Annotated in this window: 22 protein-coding genes and 1 pseudogene; 8 read left to right on the top strand and 15 right to left on the bottom strand. The window is 66.2% G+C overall.

Annotated features, from left to right (window positions below):
* Positions 1-11: 11 nt before the first annotated feature.
* Both E1956_RS18940 and E1956_RS47735 read right to left on the bottom strand, forming a co-directional pair.
* Positions 12-5843 carry a beta strand repeat-containing protein gene (locus tag E1956_RS18940; protein ID WP_232071720.1) on the bottom strand — a complete coding sequence of 1944 codons (5832 nt, stop codon included), beginning with the start codon at positions 5841-5843 and terminating at the stop codon, positions 12-14.
* Positions 5844-5903: 60 nt separating this feature from the next.
* Positions 5904-6035, bottom strand: a pseudogene (locus tag E1956_RS47735) (ESPR domain-containing protein); the annotation flags it as partial.
* 468 nt (positions 6036-6503) lie between these two features.
* On the opposite strand from E1956_RS47735, the gene E1956_RS18935 reads away from it, so the two are divergent.
* Genes E1956_RS18935 through E1956_RS18920 form a run of 4 tightly spaced genes read left to right on the top strand, consistent with a single transcriptional unit; the run spans position 6504 to position 11165 of the window.
* Positions 6504-7661 (top strand): DUF2827 domain-containing protein, encoded by a 1158-nt coding sequence (locus E1956_RS18935; protein ID WP_134751883.1) that lies wholly within the window; start codon positions 6504-6506, stop codon positions 7659-7661.
* Entirely contained in the window at positions 7658-8839 is a 1182-nt protein-coding gene (locus E1956_RS18930; RefSeq protein WP_134751881.1) for a DUF2827 domain-containing protein, read from the top strand. Before E1956_RS18935 ends, E1956_RS18930 begins: the two co-directional genes overlap by 4 nt.
* Positions 8836-9999 (top strand): DUF2827 domain-containing protein, encoded by a 1164-nt coding sequence (locus E1956_RS18925; RefSeq protein WP_134751879.1) that lies wholly within the window; start codon positions 8836-8838, stop codon positions 9997-9999. Before E1956_RS18930 ends, E1956_RS18925 begins: the two co-directional genes overlap by 4 nt.
* Positions 9996-11165: a DUF2827 domain-containing protein gene (locus tag E1956_RS18920; RefSeq protein WP_134751877.1), complete on the top strand. Its 1170-nt coding sequence runs from the start codon at positions 9996-9998 to the stop codon at positions 11163-11165. The genes E1956_RS18925 and E1956_RS18920 overlap by 4 nt, the downstream gene beginning before the upstream one ends.
* 99 nt (positions 11166-11264) lie before the next feature.
* Here E1956_RS18920 and E1956_RS18915 read toward each other — a convergent pair whose 3' ends face one another.
* Both E1956_RS18915 and ydiK read right to left on the bottom strand, forming a co-directional pair.
* A complete protein-coding gene (locus tag E1956_RS18915; RefSeq protein ID WP_134751875.1) occupies positions 11265-13940 on the bottom strand; it encodes an ATP-dependent Clp protease ATP-binding subunit in 2676 nt (891 codons plus the stop codon).
* Positions 13941-14353: 413 nt separating this feature from the next.
* Positions 14354-15418, bottom strand: a complete 1065-nt coding sequence (gene ydiK, locus E1956_RS18910; protein WP_134751873.1) for an AI-2E family transporter YdiK — start codon at positions 15416-15418, stop codon at positions 14354-14356.
* A 225-nt stretch (positions 15419-15643) separates the two neighbouring features.
* Between ydiK and surE the strand changes: the two genes are divergently transcribed.
* Positions 15644-16432, top strand: a complete 789-nt coding sequence (gene surE, locus E1956_RS18905) for a 5'/3'-nucleotidase SurE (protein WP_028218738.1) — start codon at positions 15644-15646, stop codon at positions 16430-16432.
* Between the two features lie 53 nt (positions 16433-16485).
* Here surE and E1956_RS18900 read toward each other — a convergent pair whose 3' ends face one another.
* On the bottom strand, positions 16486-17265 hold the full coding sequence (locus tag E1956_RS18900) for a cyclase family protein (protein ID WP_028218737.1): 780 nt from the start codon (positions 17263-17265) through the stop codon (positions 16486-16488).
* Positions 17266-17474: 209 nt separating this feature from the next.
* Here E1956_RS18900 and E1956_RS18895 point away from each other — a divergent pair, with 209 nt between their 5' ends.
* Positions 17475-17924: a MarR family winged helix-turn-helix transcriptional regulator gene (locus E1956_RS18895; protein WP_028218736.1), complete on the top strand. Its 450-nt coding sequence runs from the start codon at positions 17475-17477 to the stop codon at positions 17922-17924.
* A gap of 42 nt (positions 17925-17966) precedes the next feature.
* Here the strand turns inward: E1956_RS18895 and E1956_RS18890 are convergent, their stop codons facing one another.
* From E1956_RS18890 to E1956_RS18875, 4 genes are all read right to left on the bottom strand, one after another.
* The gene (locus E1956_RS18890) at positions 17967-18419 is read right to left on the bottom strand and encodes an acyl-CoA thioesterase (RefSeq protein WP_134751871.1); all 453 of its coding nucleotides are present in this window, start codon (positions 18417-18419) and stop codon (positions 17967-17969) included.
* A 27-nt stretch (positions 18420-18446) separates the two neighbouring features.
* Positions 18447-19952, bottom strand: coding sequence for an indolepyruvate oxidoreductase subunit beta family protein (locus E1956_RS18885; RefSeq protein WP_134751869.1), 1506 nt, complete (start codon positions 19950-19952; stop codon positions 18447-18449).
* A 30-nt stretch (positions 19953-19982) separates the two neighbouring features.
* Positions 19983-22241, bottom strand: a complete 2259-nt coding sequence (locus E1956_RS18880; RefSeq protein WP_134751867.1) for a thiamine pyrophosphate-dependent enzyme — start codon at positions 22239-22241, stop codon at positions 19983-19985.
* A 212-nt stretch (positions 22242-22453) separates the two neighbouring features.
* On the bottom strand, positions 22454-23044 hold the full coding sequence (locus E1956_RS18875; RefSeq protein WP_134751865.1) for a BPSL1445 family SYLF domain-containing lipoprotein: 591 nt from the start codon (positions 23042-23044) through the stop codon (positions 22454-22456).
* A gap of 412 nt (positions 23045-23456) precedes the next feature.
* Between E1956_RS18875 and E1956_RS18870 the strand changes: the two genes are divergently transcribed.
* Together E1956_RS18870 and E1956_RS18865 are read left to right on the top strand one after the other, a co-directional pair.
* Positions 23457-23933 carry a hypothetical protein gene (locus E1956_RS18870; RefSeq protein ID WP_134751863.1) on the top strand — a complete coding sequence of 159 codons (477 nt, stop codon included), beginning with the start codon at positions 23457-23459 and terminating at the stop codon, positions 23931-23933.
* Between the two features lie 205 nt (positions 23934-24138).
* Positions 24139-24789 carry a response regulator gene (locus E1956_RS18865; protein WP_134751861.1) on the top strand — a complete coding sequence of 217 codons (651 nt, stop codon included), beginning with the start codon at positions 24139-24141 and terminating at the stop codon, positions 24787-24789.
* A gap of 164 nt (positions 24790-24953) precedes the next feature.
* Here the strand turns inward: E1956_RS18865 and E1956_RS46890 are convergent, their stop codons facing one another.
* Genes E1956_RS46890 through E1956_RS18835 form a run of 6 tightly spaced genes read right to left on the bottom strand, consistent with a single transcriptional unit; the run spans position 24954 to position 26984 of the window.
* On the bottom strand, positions 24954-25289 hold the full coding sequence (locus E1956_RS46890) for a hypothetical protein (RefSeq protein ID WP_232071718.1): 336 nt from the start codon (positions 25287-25289) through the stop codon (positions 24954-24956).
* Complete coding sequence (locus tag E1956_RS18855; protein WP_197732898.1) at positions 25286-25492, bottom strand: hypothetical protein; 207 nt, start codon at positions 25490-25492, stop codon at positions 25286-25288. Before E1956_RS18855 ends, E1956_RS46890 begins: the two co-directional genes overlap by 4 nt.
* Before the next feature lie 2 nt (positions 25493-25494).
* Entirely contained in the window at positions 25495-25794 is a 300-nt protein-coding gene (locus E1956_RS18850) for a hypothetical protein (RefSeq protein ID WP_134751859.1), read from the bottom strand.
* The gene (locus E1956_RS18845; protein WP_134751857.1) at positions 25791-26552 is read right to left on the bottom strand and encodes a lysozyme; all 762 of its coding nucleotides are present in this window, start codon (positions 26550-26552) and stop codon (positions 25791-25793) included. The genes E1956_RS18850 and E1956_RS18845 overlap by 4 nt, the downstream gene beginning before the upstream one ends.
* Positions 26542-26802 carry a DUF7940 domain-containing protein gene (locus tag E1956_RS18840; RefSeq protein WP_167760069.1) on the bottom strand — a complete coding sequence of 87 codons (261 nt, stop codon included), beginning with the start codon at positions 26800-26802 and terminating at the stop codon, positions 26542-26544. The genes E1956_RS18845 and E1956_RS18840 overlap by 11 nt, the downstream gene beginning before the upstream one ends.
* Positions 26802-26984 (bottom strand): hypothetical protein, encoded by a 183-nt coding sequence (locus E1956_RS18835; RefSeq protein ID WP_134751855.1) that lies wholly within the window; start codon positions 26982-26984, stop codon positions 26802-26804. The genes E1956_RS18840 and E1956_RS18835 overlap by 1 nt, the downstream gene beginning before the upstream one ends.
* Between the last annotated feature and the right edge of the window lie 6 nt (positions 26985-26990).

Genomic DNA, 26990 nt, shown 5'->3' with positions numbered 1-26990 from the left:
TTACTGCTGACTTACCACTTCCAGCCCACCCCGGCGTTCACGCCAACCTCATGGCCCGTGGTCGAGACACCGGCGCCGTAGCCCCAGCGTCCGTTGCCCGACAAGCCCTTGAAGTTCACCGCGACCGCGCTGTAGCCCTGGTACGAGCCGACGCCGACACCGATCGTCTTCTCGCCGGCATTGAGCGACGGCAGATACGTGCCGCTCATGGCCATCGCGAGCGCCGTGCCGGCGTAGGCCGTGCGCGCCACGTTGTTGACGTTGGACTGCACGCCGCCGAGCTGCGAGACGGTGGCCGCGTCGGTCGGGGCCACGCCCGGCGCAACGTTGGTCAAGCGGCGCTCGCCGCCGGCCGTGCCGAACGAAACGGTGTTGTCTTCCGTCGCGACCGAGTTCTGGCCGATCGCCACCGAGTTCGCGCCCGACGCAGCCGCACCGTTGCCGATGGCGACCGAGCCCGCACCGGAAGCCCGCGAGTTCACGCCGATCGCCACCGCCGGCGCGCCCGAGGCGACCGCGTTGGTGCCAATCGCCACCGAGTTCGCGTTGGTCGTCGTGGCACGGTAGCCCACGGCCGTCGTGTTGTCGCCGGTGGCGTTCGCGTTCGAGCCGTAAGCCGTTGCGCCTTCGCCGTTGGCATTCACGCACAGGCCCGAGCCCGTTGCGTCCACGCCGTTCACCGTGGAGCAGCCCTGCACCGCCGCGTTCTGGATCGCACCGCCCGTCGCGCCGCGCGTCTGCACGGTACCGTCGTTGTTCATGCCGCCGGCCAGCGTCCCCATGAAGGCATTGCCCGAGGCATTCGCGGAGTCGATCATCTGCACCACCGGCGCGAGCGTGGTCGACAGCGAGCTGACCGCCGAGGTGACCGTCGAGAGACCGGTCGACAGCGAGGACATGCCCGTCGAGGTCGACGTCGACAGATCGCTCATCGTCGTCGACAACGAGTCGACGCCGCCGGAACTGGTCGCCGCCGCAGTCGAGAGGCTCTGCAGGCTGCTATTGGTCGTGTCGATGCTCGTGGACAGCGAATTGAACCCGGCCACGGTGGACGTCGACAGCGAATTCAGATTGCTGTTGGTCGTGTCGATGCCGGTCGAGAGCGAGGCCACGCTCGACGAGGTCGAGGTCGACAGCGAATTCAGGTTGCTGTTGGTCGTATCCAGGCCGGTCGACAGCGAGTCCACGCCGGTCGAGAGCGAAGCGACGCTCGACGAGGTCGACGACGACAGCGACTCCACACCGGTCGAGAGCGATGCCACGCTAGACGAAGTCGACGTCGACAGCGAGTTCAGGTTGCTGTTGGTCGTGTCGATGCCGGTCGAGAGCGAAGCCACGCTCGACGAGGTCGACGACGACAGCGACTCCACGCCGGTCGAGAGCGACGCCACGCTAGACGAAGTCGAGGTCGACAGCGAGTTCAGGTTGTTGTTGGTCGTGTCGATGCCGGTCGAGAGCGAGGCCACGCTCGACGAGGTGGCCGTCGACAGCGAGTTCAGATTGTTGTTGGTCGTGTCGATGCCGGTCGAGAGCGAAGCCACGCTCGACGAAGTCGACGTCGACAGCGAGATCACAACGGTCGAGAGCGAAACCACGCCGGTCGACAGCGAGATGATGCCCGTCGACAGCGAGCTCACGCTGCTCGAAGTCAGCGTGGACAGCGACGAGAGACCCGTCGACAGATCCAGGTAGCCCGTGGAGGTCGAAGCCGAGAGCGAGTCGAGGTTGCTGTCGGTGGTCGAGAGACCGGTCGAGAGCGACGAGAGACCCGTGGAGGTCACGGTCGAGAGCGAGCTCAGGCCCGTCGATGCGGAGGTCGACAGCGAGTCGAGGCCCGTCGAGAGCGAGCTGGCGCTCGTCGATGCCGAGGTGGACAGCGAATCGACGCCGGTCGAGAGGCTGGCCAGGTTGCTATCGGTGGTCGAGAGACCGGTCGAAAGCGACGAGAGACCCGTGGACGTGACCGTCGAGAGCGAGCTCAGACCCGTCGAAGCGGAGGTCGAGAGCGTGTCGATGCTCGTCGAAAGCGAGCTGGCGCTCGTCGATGCCGAGGTGGACAGCGAATCGACACCGGTCGAGAGGCTCGCGAGGTTGCTATCGGTGGTCGACAGGCCCGTCGAGAGCGACGAGAGACCCGTGGAGGTGACTGTCGAGAGCGAGCTCAGGCCCGTCGAAGTCGAGGTCGACAGTGTGTCGATGCCCGTCGAGAGCGAGGACAGGCCCGTGGACGTAACGGTCGACAGCGAGCTCAGGCCCGTCGAGGTCGAGGTCGACAGCGTGTCGATGCCCGTCGAGAGCGAGCTGACGCTCGTCGAAGCCGAGGTCGACAGCGAATCGATGCCGGTCGACAGCGACGAGAGACCCGTGGACGTGACCGTCGAGAGCGAGCTCAGGCCCGTCGAGGCGGAGGTCGAGAGCGTGTCGATGCTCGTCGAGGTCGAGGTGGACAGCGAGTCGATGCCGGTCGACAGCGACGACAATCCGGTGGACGTCACGGTCGAGAGCGAGCTCAGACCCGTGGAGGTCGAGGTCGACAGCGTATCGATGCCCGTCGAGAGCGAGCTGACGCTCGTGGAAGCCGAGGCGGACAGCGAATCGATGCCAGTCGACAGCGACGAGAGACCCGTGGACGTGACCGTCGAGAGCGAGCTCAGGCCAGTCGAAGCGGAGGTCGAGAGCGTGTCGATGCTCGTCGAAAGCGAGCTGGCGCTCGTGGACGCCGAGGTCGACAGCGAATCGACGCCGGTCGAGAGCGACGAAAGACCCGTGGACGTGACCGTCGAGAGCGAGCTCAGACCCGTGGAGGTCGAGGTCGACAGCGTGTCGATGCCCGTCGAGAGCGAGCTGGCGCTCGTGGAAGCCGAGGTGGACAGCGAATCGATGCCAGTCGACAGCGACGAGAGACCCGTGGACGTGACCGTCGAGAGCGAGCTCAGGCCCGTGGAGGTCGAGGTCGAGAGCGTATCGACGCTCGTCGAGAGCGAGCTGATGCCCGTCGATGCAGAAGTGGACAGCGAATCGACGCCAGTAGACAGCGACGAGAGACCGGTGGACGTGACCGTCGACAGCGAGCTGAGGCCCGTCGAAGCGGACGTCGAAAGATTGTCGATGCTCGTCGAGAGCGAGCTGGCGCTCGTCGAGGCCGAGGTGGACAGCGAATCGACGCCGGTCGAGAGCGACGAGAGACCCGTGGAGGTCACGGTCGACAGTGAGCTGAGGCCCGTCGAAGCGGACGTCGAAAGATTGTCGATGCTCGTCGAGAGCGAGCTGGCGCTCGTCGAAGTCGAGGTGGAAAGCGAATCGACACCGGTCGAGAGCGACGAAAGACCCGTGGACGTGACCGTCGAGAGCGAGCTCAGGCCCGTCGAAGCGGAAGTCGAGAGCGTGTCGACGCTCGTCGAGAGCGAGCTGATGCCGGTCGATGCAGAAGTGGACAGCGAATCGACGCCAGTAGACAGCGACGAGAGGCCCGTCGACGTCACGGTCGAGAGCGAGCTCAGGCCAGTCGAAGCGGAAGTCGAGAGCGTGTCGACGCTCGTCGAGAGCGAGCTGGCGCTCGTCGATGCCGAGGTCGACAACGAATCGACACCGGTCGAGAGCGAAGACAGCCCCGTGGACGTGACCGTCGAGAGCGAGCTCAGCCCCGTCGAAGCCGAGGTCGACAGATTGTCGATGGCGGTCGAGAGCGAGCTGACGCCAGTCGAGGCCGAGGTCGACAGCGTGTCGACGCTCGTCGAGAGCGAGCTGGCGCTCGTCGAAGTCGAGGTCGACAGTGAATCGACGCCGGTCGAGAGGCTCGCGAGGTTGCTATCGGTGGTCGACAGGCCCGTGGAGAGCGAGCTGACACCCGTCGAAGCCGATGTCGACAGCGTGTCGATGCTCGTCGACAGCGAGCTGGCGCTCGTCGAAGTCGAGGTCGAGAGCGAGCTCAGGCCTGTCTCGGTCGAAGTGGACAGCGAGCTGATGCTGGTCGAAGACGACGCGGCCAGATCGTCCAGTGCCGTCGACAGCGAATCGAGGTTGCCGGAGCTGTTCGCGCTCGCCGTCGAAAGGCTCTGCAGGCTGCTGTTGGTCGTATCGATGCTCGTGGACAGCGAATTGAAGCCGGCCGCGGTGGACGAAGACAGCGAGTTCAGGCTGCTATTCGTGGTGTCGATGCCGGTCGAGAGCGATGCCACGCTCGACGAAGTCGATGAGGACAGCGAATTCAAGTTGCTGTTGGTCGTGTCGATACCGGTCGACAGCGATGCCACGCTCGACGAAGTCGACGAGGACAGCGAATTCAGATTGCTGTTGGTCGTGTCGATGCCGGTCGAGAGCGATGCAACGCTCGACGAGGTCGACGTCGACAGCGAGTTCAGATTGCTATTGGTCGTATCGATGCCAGTCGACAGCGATGCCACGCTCGACGAGGTCGACGAAGACAGCGAGTCCACGCCCGTCGAAACCGAGGCGATGCCCGTCGAGGCGGACGTCGACAGCGAATTCAGGTTGCTGTTGGTCGTGTCGATGCCGGTCGAAAGCGATGCCACGCTCGACGAAGTCGACGAAGACAGCGAGTCCACGCCCGTCGACAGCGAGGCAATGCCCGTCGAAGTGGACGTAGACAGCGAATTCAGGTTGCTGTTGGTCGTATCTAGGCCGGTAGAGAGCGAGGCGATGCCCGTGGACGCCGAGCTCGAAAGCGAGCTGATGCTCGTCGAAAGGCTCGTGTCGCTCGTGCTCAACTGGGCGACCGTGACGGCGTCCTGCGGCGCCGAGCCATCCGCGACGTTGGTGAGGCGACGTTGCGCGCTAGCGTTGCCGACCGAGACTTCGGCTGCCGGTGCGGCCGTGCCGGTAGCATAGCCGGTGCCCGTCGGGGCAGCGGCGCCGGTCTTGCTGTTGGCGCCGATCGCCACGCTGTTCGCGTAGGCGGCGTTCGCGTTGGGGCCGATCGCCACGGCATTCGCTGCGCCGGCGACCGTCGTGCTGCCAAGGGCGATTGCACCATTGGCCGTGGCAGTCGTGGTGAGACCGAGCGCGATCGCGCCGTTGCCCGTCGCCTGGTTGGCGCTGCCGAGCGCGACAGCGCCGTCGCCGGTTGCGCTCTGCGCACGGCCAATGGCCACGGCGCCGCCCGCGGCGGTCGAGCTGTTCGCCGTCGTGGCGGCCGAGCCGATCGCCACGTTCTGGCCCGTGGCGCCCGCCACCGAGCTGTCGCCCTGCGCGATGCCATAGTCGCCTTGCGCAACGGCAAGATAGCCGAGCGCCACGCCCGAGGCGCCGGCCGCCGTCGCCTGGGCGCCGAGCGCGATCGCGCTCGTGCCGGTCGCGTTGGCCAGCGAGCCAATGGCGATCGTGTCGGTGTTCGATGCGGTCGCGCCGATACCCGATGCAAACGAGCCCTGCCCGCTCGCCACCGAATAGATGCCGAATGCCACGGCGCCCGCGCCGTTCGCCTGGGCGCCCCAGCCACTCGAGAAGGCACCGAAGCCGTTTGCCTGGGTGTCGCAGCCCAACGCAATCGAGTTCAAGCCCCACGACTGGGTAACGGCCACGCCGTTCTTGGACTGCGTGACGTTACCGCGGTTGGTGCTCGTATAACCCGTGTAGCCGCTGGTTTGACCCGGACCCACGTTGTAGGGACCGTCGTAGCTCGTGGCCGAGGTTTGTACGCCAAAGCCGTAGATGCCGCCGGTGTACTTGGAGTCGCCATTGCCGTAGACGCCGCCGTAGCTGATGTTCGTCAGGCGGTTACAGTCGCCGTCGCCCATCATCGCCATCGAGTTCGCGGACGCGGTGCCGCCCAGGCCGCCCGAGCTGGCAGCCCGCGTGCTGGGTCCGGAAGCGTTGCTCGTCATGCCGGTATCGGTAATGACAAACGAGGCGAATGCGGAAGCCGGCGCAAGCGCCGCTACCAGAGAAACACTCGCAGCGACCGCGGCAAGCACGCATTTCGACCTGGTGCGTTTGCCACGAGCCTTGTCTAGTTCGGATACAGCAACCCAGGCGCCCAGCGCCTCATTCCATACACAACGATATGCCTTGTTCATACTACCCTCGGGTTGGACTCGTGAGCCACAACCGGCTCTTTGAATTCGGTTTTTAACCGGCCAGACGTTTCCGTTTTTGTGTTCGGAAATCGATATGCAAAGCATTCCATCCGGCACCAACCCGCTCTATAGAAATCCTTCTATTCCCCCTGGGCGTCGCCCCGTATTCAGAATTGTCTTACCTCCGCAGCCCGCTACAGCGCGGAGAGACACGTATTTCCAAGGCGTGGAACACCATACCTTTAAATTCGTATAAATGGCCACACCGATTATTGACGCCGACAAACGATTGCCCCGCATTTCGAATTTCTACTTCATCCGTGCCGGCGAGAAAATCGGGCGCCACTCCCCTGAGACTAAATTCGAGATATTCGAATTAATCCGATATCTCCGTTTCCACCGCGGGCGCACACTGCCTCACATCGCAGGTCCCAGCCAACACCCGCGCCCCTACACGGAAAACCCATCATGAGAATCGGCATTTCAGTGCTCAGCCACGCAGGCCAGAACATCTGGCAGAACGGTCTCGGCCAGAACGTCATCTTCGTCGCCCAGGCTTTCCAGCGGCTCCCGTTCGTCGAGTCCGTCGTGCTCATCGACGTCGGCAGTGAACGGCAGTTGCCGCAACAGGTCGACGACATCGCGCCGGGTCTTGCGCTCCTCACGCAGCGCGAAGCCACGGACGCCGTCGACGTGGTCATCGAGATGGCCGGCGCGCTCGACAACGCGTGGCTCGATTTGATGCGCGCGCGTGGCCGCAAGGTGGTTTATTACTGCTGCGGGCAACCCTATGTGGGGCTCGTGGAGCCTGCCGTATTCAACAAGCCCGTGCATACCTCGCGCCCCGACCGCTGCGACGAGATCTGGGTCGTCGCCAAGGACCGCCGGCACATGCCGATGATGCGCACGCTGCACCGCTGTCCCGCGCACGAAGTGCCGTACATCTGGCACCCGGGCTTCCTGCAGGCGCGCATCGACGAGGTCGCGCGGCATGGCGTGCAGTACGGCTACGAAACCGTGCCGAGCCGCAACGCGCGGGAAGCCGCCGGCGGCGCGCTGCGCGTGGCGATCTTCGAGCCCAATATCTCGGTGGTGAAGTGCTCGAGCATTCCGATGCTCGCCTGCGACGAGGCCTATCGCGCCGACCGTACGAGCGTAGCCAAAATGCATGCGCTCAACACGCTGCACATGAAAGACCATCTGACGATGCTGCATCTCGCCAACTCGCTCGATCTCGTGCGCGAGCATCGCGCGACGTTTCACGGGCGGCACGACATTGTCGGCTTCATGGGGCAGCACGCGGACGCGGTGCTCGCACACCAGTGGGACAACGACCAGAACTATAGCTATCTCGACGTGCTGTACGGCGACTATCCGCTCGTGCACAACTCGCCGTGGCTCGCCGGCTTTGGCGCGGGCTACTACTACCCGGGCTTCGATGCGTACGAAGGCGGCCGGCAGTTGATCGCCGCCGCGCACCGGCACGAGGCGGGACTCGACGCGTACCGCACACGCACACGCGCCGTGTTCGAAGCGGTCGATCCGTTCAGCGACGCCAACTTGCAAGCCTATGCGGAGCGCTTGCACGCACTCGTCGCCAGCGCGCCCGTGCGGAAGTCCGTATGAACACGCCCGAAACCGCCACGCCGCGTCATTCGTCCCGGCAACGCCGCGCCACTGCGGCGCGCCAGGGCCTGAAGGCTGGCGTCTCGCTCTACGTGCGCAAAGGCGAGCAATCGCTGTGGGAAAACGGCGTGTTCCAGAACTGCCTGTTTCTCGTGATGCTGTTGCGCCAGGTCGCGTCGATCGGCGAGGTGTATCTCGTGATTGGCGGCAGCGATGGGGAGGTCGACGACGCGCGACGCTTCATCGGCGACGCGCACATGCCGATCATCGACATGGCCAACGCTGCATCGCGCCTCGACCTGATGATCGAAATGAGCGCGCGGCTCGACGGCGCATGGATGGCCCGCTTCCGCGACCGTGGCGGCAAGATCGTTTCGATGCGCGTGGGCAACGACTATGCGATCGACATCGAGCGCATGATCTTCAACCGGCGGCAAGAAGCGCTCCTGCCCGGCGAGCCCTTCGACGAAATCTGGACCCTCGCCGAGTACGAAACCACCTGCGTGCCGTACTACCGCAGCGTCCTGCGCGCGAGCGTGCGTATCATGCCGCACCTGTGGAGCCCGTCGGTCCTCAGACGGGCCGCCGCTGCGCGGCGTTTCGGATACGAGCCCGGGCAAGGCCGTTGGCGTGTGGGCATCTTCGAGCCCAACCTCGGTACGATCAAGACGAGCCAGATCCCGCTGCTGTGCTGCGAAAGCGCGCACCGTGCGAATCCCGATTTGCTCGAGCACGTGTGGGCGTTCAACACGGCCAAGCTCGCAGGGAACGCCGGCTTTCGCAGCTTCTGGAACAGTCTCGACATGGTGCGCCATGGGGTGGCTTCAATCGAGGCGCGCTATCCGTTCTATCTGCTCATGGAGCGCCACGTGAATGCCGTCATCACGCATCAGTGGGAGAACGCGCAGAACTATCTGTATTACGAAGCGTTGCACGGGGGCTATCCGCTTGTTCACAACTCGCATCTGATCGGCAACTGTGGCTATCGCTACCACGACTTCGACTGCGAGGAAGGCGGCCGCGCCCTGATGCAGGCGTTCGCGACCCACGACGCCAATCTGGCCTCGTACCGGCGTGACGCCAAGGCCTTTCTCGCGACGCTCCACCCCGAGAACGAACACAATGTCCGCACTTATGGCGCCGCGATCGACGCCCTCTTCAAGAAGGAATCCGTATGAACACCGGAACTCATGACAGCGCGATCAAAACGCGGGGCCTCAAGGTCGGCGTCTCGCTCTACGTGCGCAAGGGCGAGCAATCGCTGTGGGAAAACGGCATCTTCCAGAACTGCCTCTTTCTCGTGATGCTGCTGCGCCAGGTCCCGTCGGTGGCCGAGGTCTATCTCGTGATCGGCGGCGGCGACGGCGACTTCGACGATGCGCGCCGCTTCATCAAGGACGCACCCGCGCCGCTCATCGACATGACCGACGCCGCCACGCGGCTCGATCTGATGATCGAGATGAGCGCGCAGCTCGACCGCGCGTGGATCGCCAACTTCCGCGAGCGCGGCGGCAAGGTCGTCTCGATGCGCGTGGGCAACGATTACGTGATCGACATCGAGCGCATGACCTTCGATTTGCCGCATGCGCTGCTCATCAGCGGCGCGCGCTACGACGAGATCTGGACCCTCGCCGAGTACGAGAACACCTGCATGCCGTACTATCGCAGCGCCATGCGCGCGCCGGTACGCATCATGCCGCACCTCTGGAGCCCGCTCGTGCTCGAGCGCGCGGCCGCCGCGCTGCCCGAAGGCCAGCGCTTCGGCTACGAGCCGGGGCGCCCCCGCTGGCGCGCGGGCATCTTCGAGCCCAACATCTGCATGGTCAAGACGAGCCAGATTCCGATGCTGTGCTGCGAGTCCGCGCACCGCGCGAATCCCGACATGCTCGAGCACGTGTGGGCCTACAACACCTTCAAGTCCCGGGAGCACGCGGGCTTTCGCAGCTTCGCCAATAGCCTCGACATCGTGCGCCACGGGCTGACGTCGTTCGAAGGACGCTTTCCGTTCTATCAGGTCATGACGCAGCACGTGGATGCGGTCGTCACGCATCAATGGGAAAACCCGCAGAACTACCTGTACTACGAAACATTGCACGGCGGCTACCCGCTCGTGCACAACTCGCACCTGATCGGCAACTGCGGTTACCGCTACCAGGACTTCGACTGTGAGGAAGGCGGACGCGCCCTGCTGCATGCGTTCGCCACGCACGACGCCAACCTGGCTTCGTACCGGCGCGATGCGCAGGCGTTCCTCGCCACGCTGCATCCCGAGTACGCCGACAACGTCTACGCATACGGCGCGGCCATCGCCGCACTGTTCGACAAGGAATCCGCATGAACACCGCCACGCAAAACGGCCCGCGCAGCGCGAAGGGCCTGAGGATCGGCATCACGATCGGGCTGCACCAGCCCAACGAGACGCTCTGGAACAATGGCATCAAGCAAAACGCGGTGTTCCTCGCCGACACGCTGCGTCATTGCCCCGGCGTCGCGAGCGCCACGCTCGTCAACACGACGGCCGTGCCGGTGACGGACGCGCTGCCCTGGAGTCTGCAGCGCTGGCCAACGCGTGCGTTCGACGAGATCAAGGACGAGCTCGACGTCGTGATCGAGCTGGGCGGCCAGCTCGACGGCGAGCGCACTGCATGGCTGAAGTCACACGGCGTGCGCCTCGTCTCGTACTGCTGCGGATTCGAGTACATCCACGCGACGGAAGGGATTCTGTTCAACAAGCCGATGTGGAACGGCAACCTGTTCGTCAACCAGCGCTACGACGACATCTGGATCATCCCGCAGGTGGCCGGCAACAGCCAGTCCTACTTCGAGGTGCTGCGCCGCGCGAGCGGACGCGTCGTGCCGTTCGTGTGGAGCCCGGCCTTCCTCGAGGAACGCACCCGCGCGCTGCCCGGTGGCGGCGTCTACGCGCCGCGCGACGAAGGCCGCGCGCCGGCGCGGCTCACGGTGATGGAGCCCAACATCAACATCGTGAAGTTCTGCCTCTACCCCGCGCTGATTGCGGAGCTGGCCTACCGCGCCCGGCCCGAGGCCATCGAGCGGCTGCAGGTGACCAATGCGCTGAAGCTCGCGCAGGAGAACCGCGACTTCATCGCGCTGATGAACCAGCTCGACATCGTGCGCGAGCACAAGGCCGTGTTCCTCGGCCGCCACGACACGCCGGCTTTCCTCGCCGAGAACACCGACGTGGTGGTCTCGCACCAGCTCGAAAACCCGCTCAACTACTTCTATCTGGAAGCGTGCTGGCAGGGTTATCCGCTCGTGCACAACGCCACGCTGTGCCGCGAGCTCGGCTACTACTACGAGGCCAACGACGCCCACGCGGGCGCCCGGCGGCTGATCGAGGCGATCGATGCGCGCGGGCGCGACGTTGCCGGCTGGCGCATGAATCAGCGTCGTGCGATCGCGCGCTTCCTGCCGTACAACGAGCAGGTCGTGAAGACCTATCAAGCGCTGCTCGACGAACTGATGGCGCGTCCCCTGCGATGAGGGCGGGAGGCCGGGGGGCGCGCGGAATGCGCGCGCGACGTGGCGAGCGGCGCACGCGAATCCGCCGCCCGCTTCAACTGCCCGTTTCAAGCGCCCCCGTCAGCCGCCCGTGGCGGCCGCCGCTTCGAACACCATGTTGCGCGCCGCCGCATCGTAGCGGCAGACGACCTTCGCGCCCTCCTTCACCTCGCCCTTGAGCATCTCCTTCGCCAGCTCGTTTTCGAGCGTCTGCTGGATCTGGCGCTTGAGCTCGCGTGCGCCGTATTCCGGCCGGTAGCCTTCAGCGGCGAGGAAGTCCACCACGCTCTCGTCGAACGTTAGTTCGATGTCCTGACTACGCGCCATGCGTTGCACCTGCTCGAGCTGCAGGCACACGATCGCGCGCAGCTCGTCGTCGGTGAGCGGCTTGAACACGATGATGTCGTCGATGCGGTTCAGGAACTCGGGCCGGAAATGCTGGCGCAACTCGGCCAGCACGGCGCTTTGCATCGAGGCGTCGGCGCTCGAGAGGAAGCCCGGGCCCGAGCGCTTCTGCCCCGACACCACGTCCGAGCCCAGATTGCTCGTCGCGATCACGATCGTGTTACTGAAGTCGACCACGCGCCCCTTGCCGTCGGTCAGGCGGCCATCGTCGAATACTTGCAGCAGCACGTTGTAGACGTCGGGATGCGCCTTTTCGATTTCGTCGAGCAGGATCACGCAGTAAGGGCGGCGGCGCACACGCTCGGTGAGCTGGCCGCCTTCGTCGTAGCCCACATAGCCGGGCGGCGAGCCAATCAGGCGCGACACCGCATGGCGCTCCATGTACTCGCTCATGTCGATGCGAACGACGGCGTCCTCGTCGCCGAACACCACTTCGGCCAGCGCCTTCGCGAGCTCGGTCTTGCCCACGCCCGTGGGCCCGAGGAACAGGAACACCGCGGTCGGCCGCCGGCCGCGCCGCAGGCCCGCGCGCGAGCGGCGCACCGCATCGCTCACCGCCGTGATGGCCTGCTCCTGGCCGATCACCCGCTCGTGCAGGCGCTTTTCCATCTCCAGCAGGCGCGTGCGCTCTTCCGCGGTCAACTGCGTGACCGGCACGCCCGTGAGCTTAGAGACGATCTCCGCGACCTGCTCGGTCGTCACGTCGGAGGTCACCGAGCCGAGGCGGCCTTTCCAATCGCCGGTGGCGTCGGCCAGCGCCTTCTCCTTCTCGGCGATGGGCTCGTCGAGCGCATGCGCGCGCTCGAAGTTCTTGCGCGTGGCCGCGTAATCCTGCTCGCGCTTGAGCTGCGCCAGCTCGGCCTCGAGCTCGAGAATCTGCGCGGGGCGCGAAGTGGCCGAAAGATGCACGCGCGCTGCCGCCTGGTCGATGAGATCGATCGCCTTGTCGGGCAGGAAGCGGCCCGTGATGTAGCGGTCGGAGAGCTCAGCGGCGGACACGAGCGCGTCGTCGCGTATCGTCACGTGATGATGGACTTCGAGCTTGTCGCGCAGGCCGCGCAGGATGTTGATGGTCTGGTCCACGCTCGGCTCGGTCACGAACACGGGCTGGAAGCGCCGCTCGAGCGCCGCGTCCTTTTCGATGTACTTCTGGTACTCCGAGAGCGTGGTCGCGCCAATCAGGTTCAGCTCGCCGCGCGCCATCGCGGGCTTGAAGACGTTGGCGATGTCGAGCCCGCCCTCGCTGCCGCCCTGGCCCGCGCCCACGATCATGTGGACCTCGTCGATGAACAGCACGAGGCTGTCGCGCTGGGCGTTGATTTCCTCCATCACGCCCTTCACGCGCTCTTCGAATTCGCCGCGATACTTCGCGCCCGCAATCAGGCCATTGACGTTGAGCTCGACGAGGCGCCTGCCGCGCAGCGACTCGGGCACGTCGCCGCCCAGCATGCGCTGCGCGAGCCCTTCGGCGATCGCGGTCTTGCCCACGCCCGGCTCGCCGATCAGCACCGGATTGTTCTTGCGGCGGCGCGCGAGCACCTCCACGACGGTCTCGATCTCGCTCGAGCGCCCGATCACGGGATCGAGCTTGCCTTCGCTCGCGAGCGCGGTGAGGTCGCGGCTGTACTGGTCGAGTTGCGGCGTGGGGCTCGGCGCCTTGGCGGCGGCATGCTCGCGCTGGTCGCCTTGCGCTTCCACGAGACGCTGCAATACCTTCTGCGGCGTCACGCCGAGACGGCTCAGCAGATGGCCCGCGAAACTGTCCTGCACCTGCGCGAGCCCGAACAGCAGATGCTCGGGCGCGACGTAGCTGTGACCCAGTTCGCGCGAGACGAGAAACGCGCGGTCGAGCGCGCTCTTCAGGCGTGGCGAAACGGCTATTCGGCCTTCCTCGCCCACGACGGCCGGTTCGCGCTTTTGCGCGTTGGCGTCGATGAACGCGCGCACGTCATCGGGCTCGATGCCGAGGCGCTGGAGCACGGCCGCGGCCGCATCGTTGCCGGCCAGCTCGTAGAGCAGATGCTCCGTGTCCACTTCGCGGCGGCCGAACTGCACGGCGCGCTCGGCGGCACGCTGGAGCAAATCGCGCGCCACGTCGCTGAAATAGCGCTCGACGATAGCGCCGTCGCCCGCTTCCATCGTGTGCGGCGCACTGGGGCCGCCGGCCTCTTCGGGTTGCTGCTGGGACGCGCGGAACAGCGCCTCGAGCGGGCTCAACGTACGCTGATGGCGCGTGAGCTGGGCGTAGTGATAGTCGCAGACGTCGAGAAAGCGCCGCCGGCCGTCCTGCAACACGGCCACCCGCACGGTCGCGGGACGCACGCCGCAAATGTCGCAGTTGAACTGAGCCATCTCCCCTCCTTGGGAACTTGGGTAGCACTGTGCCGTGCGCGTGCGCACGGGTGCACCGGGGAGCCGGGACGACGTGTGCAGCGAGTCAGGCACATGACAGCGTGAATGAACGCGAAGATGCGAAGAACGCAAGAGCAAAGCGAAGTCCAGCCGTCATCGTAACGTCGATTCGGCCGGCGTGCCGGTAGGCTGCTTGAGGGGCGAGTGGCGTGGCCGCTGCTGGACCTGGGGCGCCAGGTCAGACGAATCGGCTCAGGCGGGCGATGGGCGGCGCTTGTCGTGTGCGATTCGTGCGCGCCGCGCGCTTCCCGCCCGTGAAGGCCCACGAAGGGCCTCGAAGGGTCACGCAGAGCCACAAGGGGCCATGTAATGCCGGGGAAGAAGCGCGCTTGCGGGGCAGTTGGAGCGGGAACTCAGGCGGGCGTGGACGGCACCTGCTTCATCCACGCGCTCAGCAGCGCCGACGCCACCGCCAGGATCACGGGACCGATAAAGAGGCCCACGATGCCGAACGCGAACATGCCGCCCAGCACGCCGGAGAGAATCAGCAGCATCGAGAGATTCACGCCGCGCCGGATCAGCACCGGCCGGACCACGCTGTCGATCATCATGACCATCACGGACCACACCGCGAACAGGATCGCCGCGACGTGCGCATCGTGCATGAACAGCCAGACGACGCCGCCGATCAGCGGCAGGCCCGGACCGATTTGCGCGAGGCACAGCATCAGCATCAAGGCGGTGAGCACGCCCGCGCCCGGCACGCCGGCCACCGCGAGGCCGATGCCGCCCAGCGCCGATTGCAGCACGGCCGTCACGACGATGCCGAGCGCGACCGCGCGAATCGAGGCGCCCGCGAGCTTCACGGCCTCCGGGCCCTGGGTCGGGGAGATGCGCGCCGCGAAACGCGTGACGTAAGCGGCCGCGCTCTCGCCCTGGTTGTAGAGCACGCCCGTGATGATCACCGTGACGACCATGTGCATCACGAACACCCCCACCGATGCCGCGTGCCCAATCAGCCAGTGGGCCGCGATCGACACGTAGGGCTCGAGTTGCGCGAGCAGGCCGCCCGGGCCCGCGTCAGAGAGCGTCTGCCATTCGTTGGCCACGCGCGAGCCCACCACGGGCACGTCGTGAATCCAGCCGGGCGGCGGCGGCAAGGCGTACTCGGGCAGCTTGCGGATCAGGTCCATGATCTCGCTGCCGTGTGCGGCGAGCGTCGAGATCGCTTCATAGAGCGGCAGGACGATCACGACCAGCAGGATCAGCAGCATGACGAGGGTGGCGAGCCAGCGCCGGTTGCCGAGGCGCCGCTCGACGGCGAGCATCGCGGGCCACGTCGCGACGACGATCGTGGTCGCCCAGATCAACCCTGGAAGGAACGGGCGCATGACGTAGAGGGAGCCGACAGTCAATGCGCAGAGAATCGCGACGACGAACAGTACGCGAGCAATATCTGGCAGGTCTTGCGACTTCACGGGGTCTCCTCGCGGCCGGCGGGCCGCATCAACGCAACGGACTGGAACACGAACTCGAACGGCGGCTGCCGGGCCCGGACGCGTGGCCCGGGAGCGCGATGCCGCCGAGCCGCTAGTCTACCCGGATGGGCCCTGATCCGGCGCGAAATAGCCCTCAATCCGCCCGATCGCCGATAATGGCCGCTCCCCCTCCCGCCCGACCGCAAACCGCGAAAGAGACTCGCCATGTCCGCCTCCGTTTCGAAACTCCCCTGCGTGCTCCTCACCAACGACGACGGCATCGACGCGCCCGGCCTCGCCGTGCTCGAAGCCGTCGCGGCCGAGCTCGCGCATGAAGTGTGGGTCGTCGCGCCCGAGCACGACCAGAGCGGCACCTCCCATTCGATCAGCCTGCACTCGCCGCTGCGCGTGAGCCGCCGCGGCGAGCGCCGCTTCGGCGTGCTCGGCACGCCCGGTGACTGTGTGGTCATGGCGGTGCGCCACCTGATGGGCGATGTCACGCCCACGCTCGTGCTCTCGGGCATCAACCGCGGCGCCAACCTGGGTGTGGAAACGATGTTTTCGGGCACGGTGGGCGCGGCCATGACGGGCCTCCTGCTCGGCCTGCCGTCGATCGCGCTGAGCCAGGCCTTCCGCGACCGCGAGCACGTGCGCTGGGATACGGCCCGCGCGCTCGCGCCCGACGTGATCCGCCGCCTCGCAGCGGTTTCGCACGAGGCGCCCGTGTGCCTGAACGTGAATTTCCCGGATGTGGAGGCCAGTGCGGCAGGGCCGCTCACCGTCACGCGCCAGGGCGTGGGACTCGTGCAGGGGATCGATGTCGTTCCGCAGATCGATCCGCGCGGCATGGAATATCACTGGCTGCGTTTCACGCGCGGCCCGCGCGAGAACGGGCCGGATTCGGAAACGGCCGTGGTCGGCTCGGGGCGCGTGTCGGTCACGCCGCTCAATTTCGACCGGACCGACGAGCGGACTTTCTCAGTGCTCGAAGCAGCGCTGGACACGGCGCGCTGATCGGGCGGCCGTGCGCGTGGTGCTCTAGCGCCCGTGATCAGCGTGAACGGGCCTTAGTCCTGCACCAGCGCGAGCACGCGCAAGGGGCTGCCCGAGCCGGCCTGGATCTTCAGCGGCGCCGAGACGATCACCGCGCCCGTGGGCGGCAGTTGATCGAGGTTCTTCAGGCACTGCAGCCCATAGCGGTTCGATCCATGCATGAGCGTATGGCATGGATACGGCAGGGGCCAGGCGTAGGCCTGCCCCGCGTCGGTGTTGATGGTCTCGACGCCGAAGCCGTGAACCTTGCGCTCATGAATCAGCCACTCGACGGCCTCCTGCGTCGGCCCCGGCGTATGCGCGCCGTCTTCGCGCAGGTTCAGGAACTCGGCTGGATCCGTGCGCTTGGACCAGTCCGAGCGCAGCAGCACCCACGCGCCGGCCGGAATGCGGCCGTGCCGTGCCTCCCACGCCTCCAGAAAGCCCACCGTCAAAAGCCAGTCGGGATTCGCGGCGACTTCGGCGCTCGCGTCCACCACCACGGCCGGCGCGATGAAGTTTTTCACGTCGATGGTGTCCACGGCGTTCTGCGCGTGGTCCTTGCCGGAAATCCAGTGTACCGGCGCATCGAAGTGGGTGCCGGTGTGCTCGCCGCACGAGAAGTTGTTCCAGTACCAGCCCGGGCCCTGCTCGTCGTACTGGCTGATCTTTTCCATCTTGAACGCCCACACCTGGCCGAATTGCGGCGGCAATTGCAAGGCCGGAAATTCGGGCGACAGGGTTTGGGTGAGATCCACGACGCGCACACGGCCGCTCGCCAGATCGGTGGTCAGTTGCTCCAGACTGCTCGTCATCTTGCGCTCCTCGCTCAGGATCTGTTCACGCTAAAATTATCTTTAGGTCTAAATCATTTCAAAATCATGGTTAACCCCTTTGGGGACGTGGTATGTTTGCGTTCCGGCGCAGGCAGTCCGCGCTCCGCCGTGGCCGTCGGTCTGGCCATCCACCGTGGCCGTCGATACGCGCCGTCCGCAGTCGCCGTTCTTTACGCACTCTCCACCGTATGAGCCTGTCTCCCACCAGCAGTTTTGTCGACAGTTACACCCCGGCGCTGCTCGCCCAGGTCAGCCAGCTGATCTCCGGCGAGTTCCACGTGATCGTGCAGGCAGCCGGCTTCGAGATCTCGGACTGGCGCGTGCTGTCCACGCTTTCCGATGGGAAAGCGATGAGCATCGGCCGCCTCGCGCAGATTTCCGTGACGAAACAGCCGACCGTGACGCGCCTGCTCGACCGCATGGAGGCGCAAGGCTACGTCAAGCGCATTCCCAGCGAGACCGACCGGCGCGTCACGTTCGTGCGCATCACGCCGCAAGGGCAGAAGCTCGTTTCCGAACTGATCGTGCAGGCGAAACAGCACGAGGATCAGGTGCTCGCGCCGCTAGGCGCGCAAAAGGCCGAGGAATTGAAGGCCACGCTGCGCATGCTGATCGACCTGCATCGCCCGGCTGCCTGAACAACGCGGCACGCGCACGCCGCGGCCGCTCACAGGCACCGCTCAGTTCTCGCCTGCGCGCGCGGCGGCGTCCTGGGCGGCGCCCTCGATCGCGCGGCGCAAATCGTCTGGAATCGGCATGGCCTTGTGCGTGTCGAGCGAGGTCGTCACGATCGTCTGCTTCGCGCTCATGCGCACGACGCCGTCCGTGCCCGTGCACGCCCACGCCAGCGTGAGCGACGCCTGGCCGATGCGCTCCACGTCGAGCGAGAGCCACACCTCGTCGCCCATCTTGCTGACCGCCTTGAAATCGACCTCCAGATGCACCGTGGGCATGCCCACGCGACGCGCGCCGATCACGCCGTGATAGCCCTCGGGCAAGAGCGCGTCGATCCACGACTCGATGAGGTCGTTGAACAGCACGAAGTACTGCGGGTAGAACACGATGCCGGCCGGATCGCATTCGGAAAAATGAATCTTGTGCCGCCGGCTGAATACGGGTGCGTGCGTTGTCATTGCGATGTCTCCGTCCACGGCCTGCGATTATGCCAGCGCGTGCCGCACGAGCGCGGCGCGCAGCTTGTGGCCGTGCTCGTCGGCGAGCGCCGCATCGCGCAGATCGCGCAAGGTCGCGGGCGCAAGTCGCGCGCCTGCACGCACCACCGCGCCCATGAGCGTCTGGTAGTTCGCGAGCCCGCGCGCATGCGTGTCGCTGTAGCCCTTCACGAGGCGCTGGCATTGCGCGACTTCGACGGCCAGCGCCGGATTGTGCTGCGCGGACTGCACGATCTGCTGCAACCAGGCCTCGATGCGCGCGCTCTCGAGTTCGTAGCGCAGCGTGCGCCGGCGCATGCCGCGCAGGCGCGCGACCGCGTAGAGCATCAGGTAGCCGCGCAGCGAGCTCGTCTTGACCACGCGCCCTGCTTTCGTATGGCGCTTGACGAGACGATGAACGGCGTGCGGCTTCGCGAGCCAGCGGCCGATGCCGGCGGGCAGCGTCTCGCAGATTTCCTCGATGCGCGGATGCATGAATTCGTTGATGGCGAGCAGCTGGTCCGGCTGCGCGCGCACCTCGCCGCGCACGCGCTCGAAACGCGTGGCGCGCGTCTTGAGGTCGGCCACGCGGATCGTGTCCTCGTACGACATCCATAGCGCGAGATAGCGCGCCGTCTCGCGCAGCAAGGTGCCCGGCGCCTCGGGCAGCGTGCGGCGCAGGTTCGCGAGCCGGTCGAGATAGAGCGCCGCATATTCGGGGTCCTGATAATCGATCAGCCTGCGCACGCCCTCGATGGCGAACGACTGGACCTCGGCGGGCAGCTCCGCGCGCACGCGTTCGAGCAGACGGGCCACGACCGGGTCGCGAGGCGCCGGCGCTTGGTCGCTTGATTCAGAAGGCGGTGCGCCCTCTTGCGCGTCGCCTTCGTCGGCGCCCGCACGGGCGTAGCCCAACTCAAACGCGCGCAGGCTCGGCTTCACGCCTACGCCGCCGCGCTCGATCGTCTCCTCGAACTGGCGGCGGCTGAACGGCAGCACGCCGGTGCCGGCCAGGGCGCCGAACAGCACCGCGCTGATCACGCTGCCGCTCGCTTCGGCGGCCTGCGCCATGTCGAAGCGCACGAAGCGCTTCGCCGCCGCGCCCGCGTGGGCGATGAGCGCGCCGTCGTCCACCCGGCCATCGCCCATCGCGGTTTTTTCGGCGATCGAGTAGACGCGGTGCGTCGAGGCCACGAGCGTCGTGCGCTCGGCCGTCACGAGCCCGCGCTGCACGGCGCGGCCCGCCTCCATCAGCTCGGATGCCAGCACCACGTCGACGTCGCCGGGCAGTGGCATCAAGGCGAGAATCGGCGTGCGCGGCTCGCGCTCGTCGCGCGCGAACAGCTCGACGTAATAGATCGTCGCGCCGGTGCGCTGCGCGACGCCCGGCACCGAGGTGGTCTGCGCGTAATAGCCGTTATGCTCGCCCAGGTCGACGACCCAGTCGGCCAGCACGCCGCCGCCCTCGCCGCCCATGGCGAGAATCGCAATCTTGATCGGTTGTGCGTTGTTCATGGTGTTGCCCGGAGTCTCGATGGTCGACGGTCAAAAGGCATAGCGCGCGCGGCGGCGCGCCTCGCGGCGCTGCAGCCAGCCGATCGCCACGTCGCGCACGCGCTGGCGCAGCTTGTCCATTCTCGAAGGATTGCTGATGATCTGCGCACGGTAGAACGACGGGCACAGCACCGCCGCGTGCGAGACCTCGCCGCACAGGCCGCAGCCCACGCAACTGTCGAGCACGCTCGCTACCGGATCGGTGCGCAGCGGATCGGGGTTGGGCTTGATCGAGAGCGACGGGCAGCCCGAAAGGCGGATGCACGAGTGATCGCCGGTGCAGGTGTCCGAATCCACGCCGAAGCGCTCGCGCACCACGCGCTCGCCCGCGGCAATCGCCTTGCGCTGCTTCGGCTTCTCGCGGCGCTGCTTGTTCAGCATGCATTCGCTCTGCGCGATCAGCACCTTCGGCCCTTTCGCGCCAGTGGTGAGCGCTTCCTTGAGCGTCGCCATCATCGTCTTGAGGTCGTAGGTGCGGCGCACCGTCTTCACCCACTTCACGCCCACGCCGCGCACCGCCTGCTCGATCTCGTGGCCCGTGCTGCGCGTGGGGTTCAGTGCCGTCGACGAAAGAATGTCCTGGCCGCCCGTGGCCGACGTATAGCTGTTGTCGACGACGATCGTGAGGTTGTCGCTCTTGTTGAAGACCGCGTTGGCAATGCCGCTCGTGAGGCCGTTGTGCCAGAAGCCGCCGTCGCCCATCACCGAGATGGCGCGCTTGTCCGCGCTCGCGTTCAGCGCCGATGCGCTCGCGCTGCCGAGGCCGTAGCCCATGGTCGTCGCGCCCAGATTGAACGGCGGCAGGATCGAGAACAGATGGCAGCCAATGTCGGCGCTCACGTGGTGCGGGCCCAGCTCGCGCTCGACGAGCTTCATCGCCGTGAAGATCGGACGCTCCGGGCAGCCCGTGCAGAAGCCCGGCGGGCGCGCGTGCACGCTGTCGTCGAGCGGCGGCACGGAGGCGGCGGGGGCGCTTTCCGCACTTTCGGCGCTTGCCACGCCTTGCTCGGCTGAGCGCGCCGCCCCGGGCGTCGCTGCGGCAACTTCCGCACGCCCCGCCGGAACATCGGCGGGCACCGCCTTCACCGGAATCACCTTGCGCGGCGCCGGTTGCGCTTCGAGCACGCCATAGCGCTCGAAGAACGTGCGCAGGCCTTTCATGACCGTCGCCGCGTTGTATTCGCCCGCGAGCGGCAACACGTCCTTGCCGTGCAGCGCGGCGCTCACGCCGCGCTGACGCAGGATCGCGCTCGCGTTCTGCTCGACGAAGTTCGGCTGCCCTTCTTCGATCACGAGCACGGCGCGCTTGCCCGCGCAGAATCGTTCCCACTCCGAATCGATGAGCGGATACGCCACGTTCATCACGTAAAGCGGAATCTCCGATTCGCCGTAGACGTCCGCGAGGCCGAGCCGCTCGAGCGCGCGCAGCACCGTGTTGTAGCTGCCGCCCTGCACCGCGATACCGATATCGCGTGCATCGGCCGAGAAAAATTCGTTGAGCTGCCGCTCTTCGATGAACTTCACGGCGGCCGGCCAGCGCTCGTGAATCTTCTCGCGCTCGTGCAGGAAGCTCGCGGGCGGCAGCACGATGCGCTCGACGTCGCGCTGCGGGTGCTCGAGCGCATCCTTGATGGTGAAGGCGGAGCGGCGATTGTCGGACGCCACGAACTGGCCGTGCACATGGCACGCGCGAATGCGCAGCTGCAGCATGACGGGCGTGCTGCTCGCCTCGGAGAGGTCGAAGCCGTCCTTCACCGCCTGCACGATCGAGGGCAGATTGGGGCGCGGATCGAGCAGCCAGATCTGCGACTTCATGGCGAACGCGTGGCTGCGCTCCTGCATGATCGAGGAGCCCTCGCCGTAATCTTCGCCGACGATGATGAGCGCGCCGCCCGTCACACCGCCCGAGGCGAGATTCGCAAGCGCGTCGGACGCGACGTTCGTGCCCACCGTGGCCTTGAAGGTGACCGCGCCGCGCAGCGGATAGTTGACGGAGGCGGCCAGCGACGCCGCGGCGGTGGCCTCGCTCGCGCTGTTCTCGAAGCGGATGCCGTGGTCGCTCAGGATGTCCTGCGCGTCCGCGAGCACGTCCATCAGATGCGAGATCGGCGCGCCCTGGTAGCCGGCCACGTACGCCACGCCCGATTCGAGCAGCGCCTTCGTCACGGCGAGAATGCCTTCGCCGCTGAACACCTCACCTGCGCCAAGGCGCAGTTTCTTCACTTCCTCGACAAACGACCGCTCTGCCATGACCGTCCCCTTCGATGATCTGCCTCTGCCGCACGGCGGACCCATGCCGCGCGTCGAGTCAGTATAGTTTAGAGTTAAATATTTCCAAAATCATAGTTAACCCGGCAAGACGGCGTCCGGCAAGACGCGCCGCGCGTCCGGTTGCGGGACGGACGCGCGGCGCGAGAGGAAACGGCAAGCCTGTCAGGGCCTGTTTTCAGCGTGAACCGACCCTAGATCACCAGCCGCGAGACCTTCACGCCTTCGAGCGAGACCCCGGCCATCAAGCCGGCGTTGGTCAGCACGAACGCCTCGACGGGGCTGGTCGCCGTCGAGGTGTCGATATTGCCGTTCGCCCCCACGGTGACGAGCGCCACCGTGGCGTCGGCGCCGGCCGACCAGCCCTGGCTGTTGACGAAGTCGTTGAGCGCGCCCTGGTTCATGAACGCGAAGATGATGTCCTTGGACTGCGCGCCGATCTGCAGGCCGAACGAGCCCCCGAGGGTGCTGTAGTAACCGTCGGTCCGCCCGTTCACGCGCAGCGCGCCGGTGCCGTACTGCGCGCCGATCCAGAAGCCCGCCGCGATCACGCCCGGAAAGACGAGCACCCCGCTCGCCTTCGAAAGCAGCTCGCGCGAGCCGGTCACCGTGCTGTAGAGGCGCGTGAGCGTGGCGTCCACGCTCGCGTCGATGGAGTTGCGCCTGGCCGTGTTCTGGGCGGCGCTGCTTCCCGAACCCAGTGGGGTCGTCGTGCAGCCGGCGAGCGCAAGGCCGCCCGCGGCGAGCGCGGTGCTGGAGTTGAGGAGAAATTGACGTCGGCGCATTGAGATGTTCCTGTCGAGACGGATCCGTGAAGTCGATGCCCGCGCACACGTGCTGCGCGAAGCGCCTGAGGATAGCGTGCGTGGTCGCCGGCCGCTGCAACGGCATGCCTTGCCGGCCCCGTTCGGGCAGTCACGGCGGCCATGCCCGCCTTCCTCTGGCGATATAGGACCATGCGCCGCGCATCGAGTTCGCGCCGTCCGGCCGAAAATCCCCGGCGCCCGCGCCGGCCGCCACGCAATGCTGCGACGCAACACCCTCGCCTGCATTCATCTTGCGATGTCCGACTTTGCGTACGCCGATTTCGTAGTTTCTCGAAATCGTCCGATTTTTTCTGTCAGCCCTAGTCGATAGAGTCAAGACGTGGGGGCGCTCAACGCCTCTGCTCCCAGCCCTCTTGAATCCGATACCGTCATGTCCATCGCCAAACCCCTTCCTCGGAATCGACCCGCCGCGTCGTGGATCCTGAGCGCTTGCGAATGGGCGAGCGGCTTTGGGGTCTACCTCCTGCCGGTCTTCTATGTCGCCTTCTTCGCCGCGCTGTACCTGCTCTGGCGCGAGCCCCGCTCCACCTTCTGGCTGATGGCGGCAGGCGGCGCCCTTTGCTGGACGATGTCCGCGTGGGCGATCGTGTTCAGCCTCGCCAGCATGCGCTCCGCGCCCGCGCCCGTGCATGGCCGCGCGGAACCGGCCCACGCGCCTCAGCCGCGCGTGCGCCCCGAGCCGCTGCGTTTCGCGCAGATGCCCACGCGCACGTGCAACCAGGCCTGCGGCACGCCTACGGGTAGCGAAGCTCGCTTTGCGGTCGCCTGCTTCCACGCGCGCTGCCCCACGGCCAACACCAGCGATGCGCCCGGCATCGCTCACGAACGGCCGCAAGCCGATCGCTAACGCATCGCAACCGCCCTTATTCGAACGGACCGTGCCCATGCCGGGAACCGACCGTAGTCCTATATGAGTTACCCAGACATCCTACGGGAGGCCCAATAATCCCCTGACATATAATGAGATAGCTATCCGGTATAGCCGCGGGGCATACGGCCCGGCCCCACGCGGCCTCCTACAGACTGCGAATCCAGGCAAAACGTACACGCTCATGACGAACGCAACACAAGACCTGCGGATCGTGGTGGCCGACGACCATCCTGTCGTGCTCACGGCCGTCACCGACTACCTCGACCAGATTCCCGGACAGAAGGTCGTGGCGACCGCCGGGTCGGGCGCCGATCTTATCGAAACATTGCGCAACACCCCGTGCGACCTCATCGTCACGGACTTCTCGATGCAGGGCGAGGTCGAGGACGAAGACGGCCTGCGCCTCATCAGCCGCCTGCGCCGGCTCTATCCGGACACCCCCGTCGTCGTGTTCACGATGCTCACCAACGGCGGCATCCTGCACGAGCTCGCCGAGCTGGGCGTGGCCGGTCTCGTCGGCAAGGACGAGCCCATTCCGACGCTCGCGCAAGTCTGCCAGCGCGCGCTCGTCGAGCCGGGCACGACGCTCTCCGCGCGCATTGCCGAGCGGCTCGCCACGGAAGGCTCGACCGCCGACGAATTCCGCCGCACGAATCCCCTCTCGCCGCGCGAGCTCGAAGTCGTGCGGCTCTTCGCGCTCGGCCTGAGCGTCACCGAAATCTCCAAGCGCCTGAACCGGTCGGTGACGACCGTCGCCACCCAGAAGCGGGCGGCCATGCGCAAGCTCCATCTCGATTCCAATGCCGATCTGATAAGCCACAAAAACCCGTAGAAGCAACACGAAAGTGATGTAACCGACTGATTTTTATTGAAATAAAGCCCGCGCCGGTCAGCTAAGGGCTTTTGATGGTCAGGTCGCACTTTTCAATGTTTTCGGACTTCTCCCGGAGTCGCGAAAACGATTGTGGGCACAAACTGGTCACAGTCTCGGACGCGCTAGTCCCCGTCCGGAATGATCGCCCGCGAACCCTCATTCGTCTCGATGGACTCGGCGCAATGGTCGGTAGGCTGCCCGGCAATAAGCGTCGCTACCCACCCCAGAAACGCACACAGGATGCATCCCCACTCTCGCCCGGCCGCGCGCGCCTTTCCGGCCCGGCTGCTGATGGTCTCGTCCGGATCGCCGCCCGCGATCGCATTGCACAGGCAGTCGACGCAATACCACCAGCCGACGAAGTAGCCGTGGCCGTTCGGGTGGTAGACGTTGGCCGTCGCGCGCCCGAGGTTCCATAGGCCGATGCAGATGTTTGCGAGATAGAACCAGAGGATCATTGCGGCTCCTTCGGGCAGTTCTTCTGCCGCGCGAGCTCGTAGGCGATCACCTCGCGCTTCGTGTCGGGCGTGTCCGAGCTCGAGGCGGTCATGGGCTTGACCCATGAGCAGCTCGTGTCGACGATGCGCGGCGCGGGCGGCGGTGGGCACTGCGCAGCGCAGCCCGCGAGCGCCGCGACAGTGAGCAGGATCAAGAGGCGCATGGTCAGTCCTTCCGAAGCGCGCTGAGCTTCTGCAGCTCCGCGTCGAGGTTGGCATCAGGTATCGCCGCAGCCTGCTGCTGGGCTTGCGCTGCGTTCGAGGCATCCTGCTGCCCTGCGAGGGCCGTCACGGCGTTGCCTTGCGCTACCGAGGCCTGGGCCTTGGCGACGGTCGCGGCGGCCTTGGCCGTGGCCGTCTTGGCCTGCTGATGGCGGAATACGCCGAAGAGCACACCAGCGCCGCCGATGACCCAGGGGATGATGGCCGTGAGGTGCGCGACGAGGAAAGAGACGATGAGGGTCATGGTTGCCATGCTCCGGTAGTGAAAAGCTGCTTGTTAGCGGCGCGCCGCGTGACGAGGCCCGGCATCACCTTCCCCTTCGCCAGATCCCAGCGCGCGAACTGAGCGGCCGCCCCGACGAAGTCGCTCGCGTTGAGCAGGCGCAGCAGCATCGACGTCGCGAAGTTCTCTTCGCCTTCGTTGAACACGAAGTCGGCGAGCGCGCCCTTCTGCGCCGGCGTGATCTCGACCTTGACGCGCCGGTCGACGGCATCGGCCGCCTGGTTGAGGCGAATGGTGAGCTGGGAGTCGGCGTGCGCTGGCGTCCATACCGTGCCATAGACGATGTCCGCACCGGTGCAGCCATAGCCGCACGTCCACGGCGCGCCGTCGAGATGCAGAAGGTCCTGCGGGATCGCCATGCCGTTGAGCACGTGCTCCCACTGCCCGCGCGCCTGAATGGCCACACCGAGCTCCGATGCCGGATCCGGATAGGCGATCAGCACGCAGCGCTCGAAGTGCTCGGTCATCGGCCGGCACAGATCGATCCACGTTGGCCCATGCGGCGCAGCCACTTCTGGTTTTGCCCCCGGCGCGGGCGCCGTCACAGGAACCGGAACCAACGGGGCGACGACGGGCGTCGACCCGGGTAGCGTCGGCGATTTGCCGAACTGAATGCCACCACTGACGGGACCGATGATTTTGTTGTCGCGAATAACCGGCGCCGGCGCAGGCGCGCGGCGGAACAGCGCAAGGATCGCGGCAAAGAGGTCACTGAGCATCCCCGCCTCCCTTCGCGCCGACCTCCAGCACGCGCGCGATCATCGCCAGCACCACGCCGGCCGCCGGCCAGAACGTCTGCGGCACCTGTGGCAGGTACGTTTGCACAAACGGATACACGCTCGGCCAGTTGTCCGCGAGCAGCTGCGCGAGGTGCGGCGCCGCTGCGAGCAGCGCGCTCAGGGCGAACATGATCCGCATCTCGCTCCACTTCCATGCCTCCTTCCAGTCCTCCACCAGTCGGATCTTCATCAGACGCCCCCCTTCAGGAACTTTCTCCAGCCCCAGAACAGTTGGGAAATGACGAGCAATGCGGTCAGGATCGAGAGGGTGTGCGCCGCCGGGTCCGCCAAGAACCAGAGCCACGTGGAATTAATGACGCCCGCGCCGCTGATCACCCCGCTTGCCGTGCTCGCCATCGTTTGTTTATTCATTGCTTT

Source organism: Paraburkholderia pallida (genome assembly GCF_004524855.1).
GTDB lineage: Bacteria > Pseudomonadota > Gammaproteobacteria > Burkholderiales > Burkholderiaceae > Paraburkholderia > Paraburkholderia oxyphila.
Note: the sequence above shows the minus strand (reverse complement) of the source record. Positions and strands in the feature narration are given on the sequence as shown.

Excerpts from the sequence above, each read along its gene's own strand:
- E1956_RS18940 (WP_232071720.1), bottom strand. The coding sequence starts at position 5,843 with ATGACGAGCAACGCTTCCGGACCCAGCACGCGGGCTGCCAGCTCGGGC.
- E1956_RS18935 (WP_134751883.1), top strand. The coding sequence starts at position 6,504 with ATGAGAATCGGCATTTCAGTGCTCAGCCACGCAGGCCAGAACATCTGG.
- E1956_RS18930 (WP_134751881.1), top strand. The coding sequence starts at position 7,658 with ATGAACACGCCCGAAACCGCCACGCCGCGTCATTCGTCCCGGCAACGC.
- E1956_RS18925 (WP_134751879.1), top strand. The coding sequence starts at position 8,836 with ATGAACACCGGAACTCATGACAGCGCGATCAAAACGCGGGGCCTCAAG.
- E1956_RS18920 (WP_134751877.1), top strand. The coding sequence starts at position 9,996 with ATGAACACCGCCACGCAAAACGGCCCGCGCAGCGCGAAGGGCCTGAGG.
- E1956_RS18915 (WP_134751875.1), bottom strand. The coding sequence starts at position 13,940 with ATGGCTCAGTTCAACTGCGACATTTGCGGCGTGCGTCCCGCGACCGTG.
- surE (WP_028218738.1), top strand. The coding sequence starts at position 15,644 with ATGTCCGCCTCCGTTTCGAAACTCCCCTGCGTGCTCCTCACCAACGAC.
- E1956_RS18900 (WP_028218737.1), bottom strand. The coding sequence starts at position 17,265 with ATGACGAGCAGTCTGGAGCAACTGACCACCGATCTGGCGAGCGGCCGT.
- E1956_RS18895 (WP_028218736.1), top strand. The coding sequence starts at position 17,475 with ATGAGCCTGTCTCCCACCAGCAGTTTTGTCGACAGTTACACCCCGGCG.
- E1956_RS18890 (WP_134751871.1), bottom strand. The coding sequence starts at position 18,419 with ATGACAACGCACGCACCCGTATTCAGCCGGCGGCACAAGATTCATTTT.
- E1956_RS18885 (WP_134751869.1), bottom strand. The coding sequence starts at position 19,952 with ATGAACAACGCACAACCGATCAAGATTGCGATTCTCGCCATGGGCGGC.
- E1956_RS18880 (WP_134751867.1), bottom strand. The coding sequence starts at position 22,241 with ATGGCAGAGCGGTCGTTTGTCGAGGAAGTGAAGAAACTGCGCCTTGGC.
- E1956_RS18875 (WP_134751865.1), bottom strand. The coding sequence starts at position 23,044 with ATGCGCCGACGTCAATTTCTCCTCAACTCCAGCACCGCGCTCGCCGCG.
- E1956_RS18870 (WP_134751863.1), top strand. The coding sequence starts at position 23,457 with ATGTCCATCGCCAAACCCCTTCCTCGGAATCGACCCGCCGCGTCGTGG.
- E1956_RS18865 (WP_134751861.1), top strand. The coding sequence starts at position 24,139 with ATGACGAACGCAACACAAGACCTGCGGATCGTGGTGGCCGACGACCAT.
- E1956_RS46890 (WP_232071718.1), bottom strand. The coding sequence starts at position 25,289 with ATGATCCTCTGGTTCTATCTCGCAAACATCTGCATCGGCCTATGGAAC.
- E1956_RS18855 (WP_197732898.1), bottom strand. The coding sequence starts at position 25,492 with ATGCGCCTCTTGATCCTGCTCACTGTCGCGGCGCTCGCGGGCTGCGCT.
- E1956_RS18850 (WP_134751859.1), bottom strand. The coding sequence starts at position 25,794 with ATGACCCTCATCGTCTCTTTCCTCGTCGCGCACCTCACGGCCATCATC.
- E1956_RS18845 (WP_134751857.1), bottom strand. The coding sequence starts at position 26,552 with ATGCTCAGTGACCTCTTTGCCGCGATCCTTGCGCTGTTCCGCCGCGCG.
- E1956_RS18840 (WP_167760069.1), bottom strand. The coding sequence starts at position 26,802 with ATGAAGATCCGACTGGTGGAGGACTGGAAGGAGGCATGGAAGTGGAGC.
- E1956_RS18835 (WP_134751855.1), bottom strand. The coding sequence starts at position 26,984 with ATGAATAAACAAACGATGGCGAGCACGGCAAGCGGGGTGATCAGCGGC.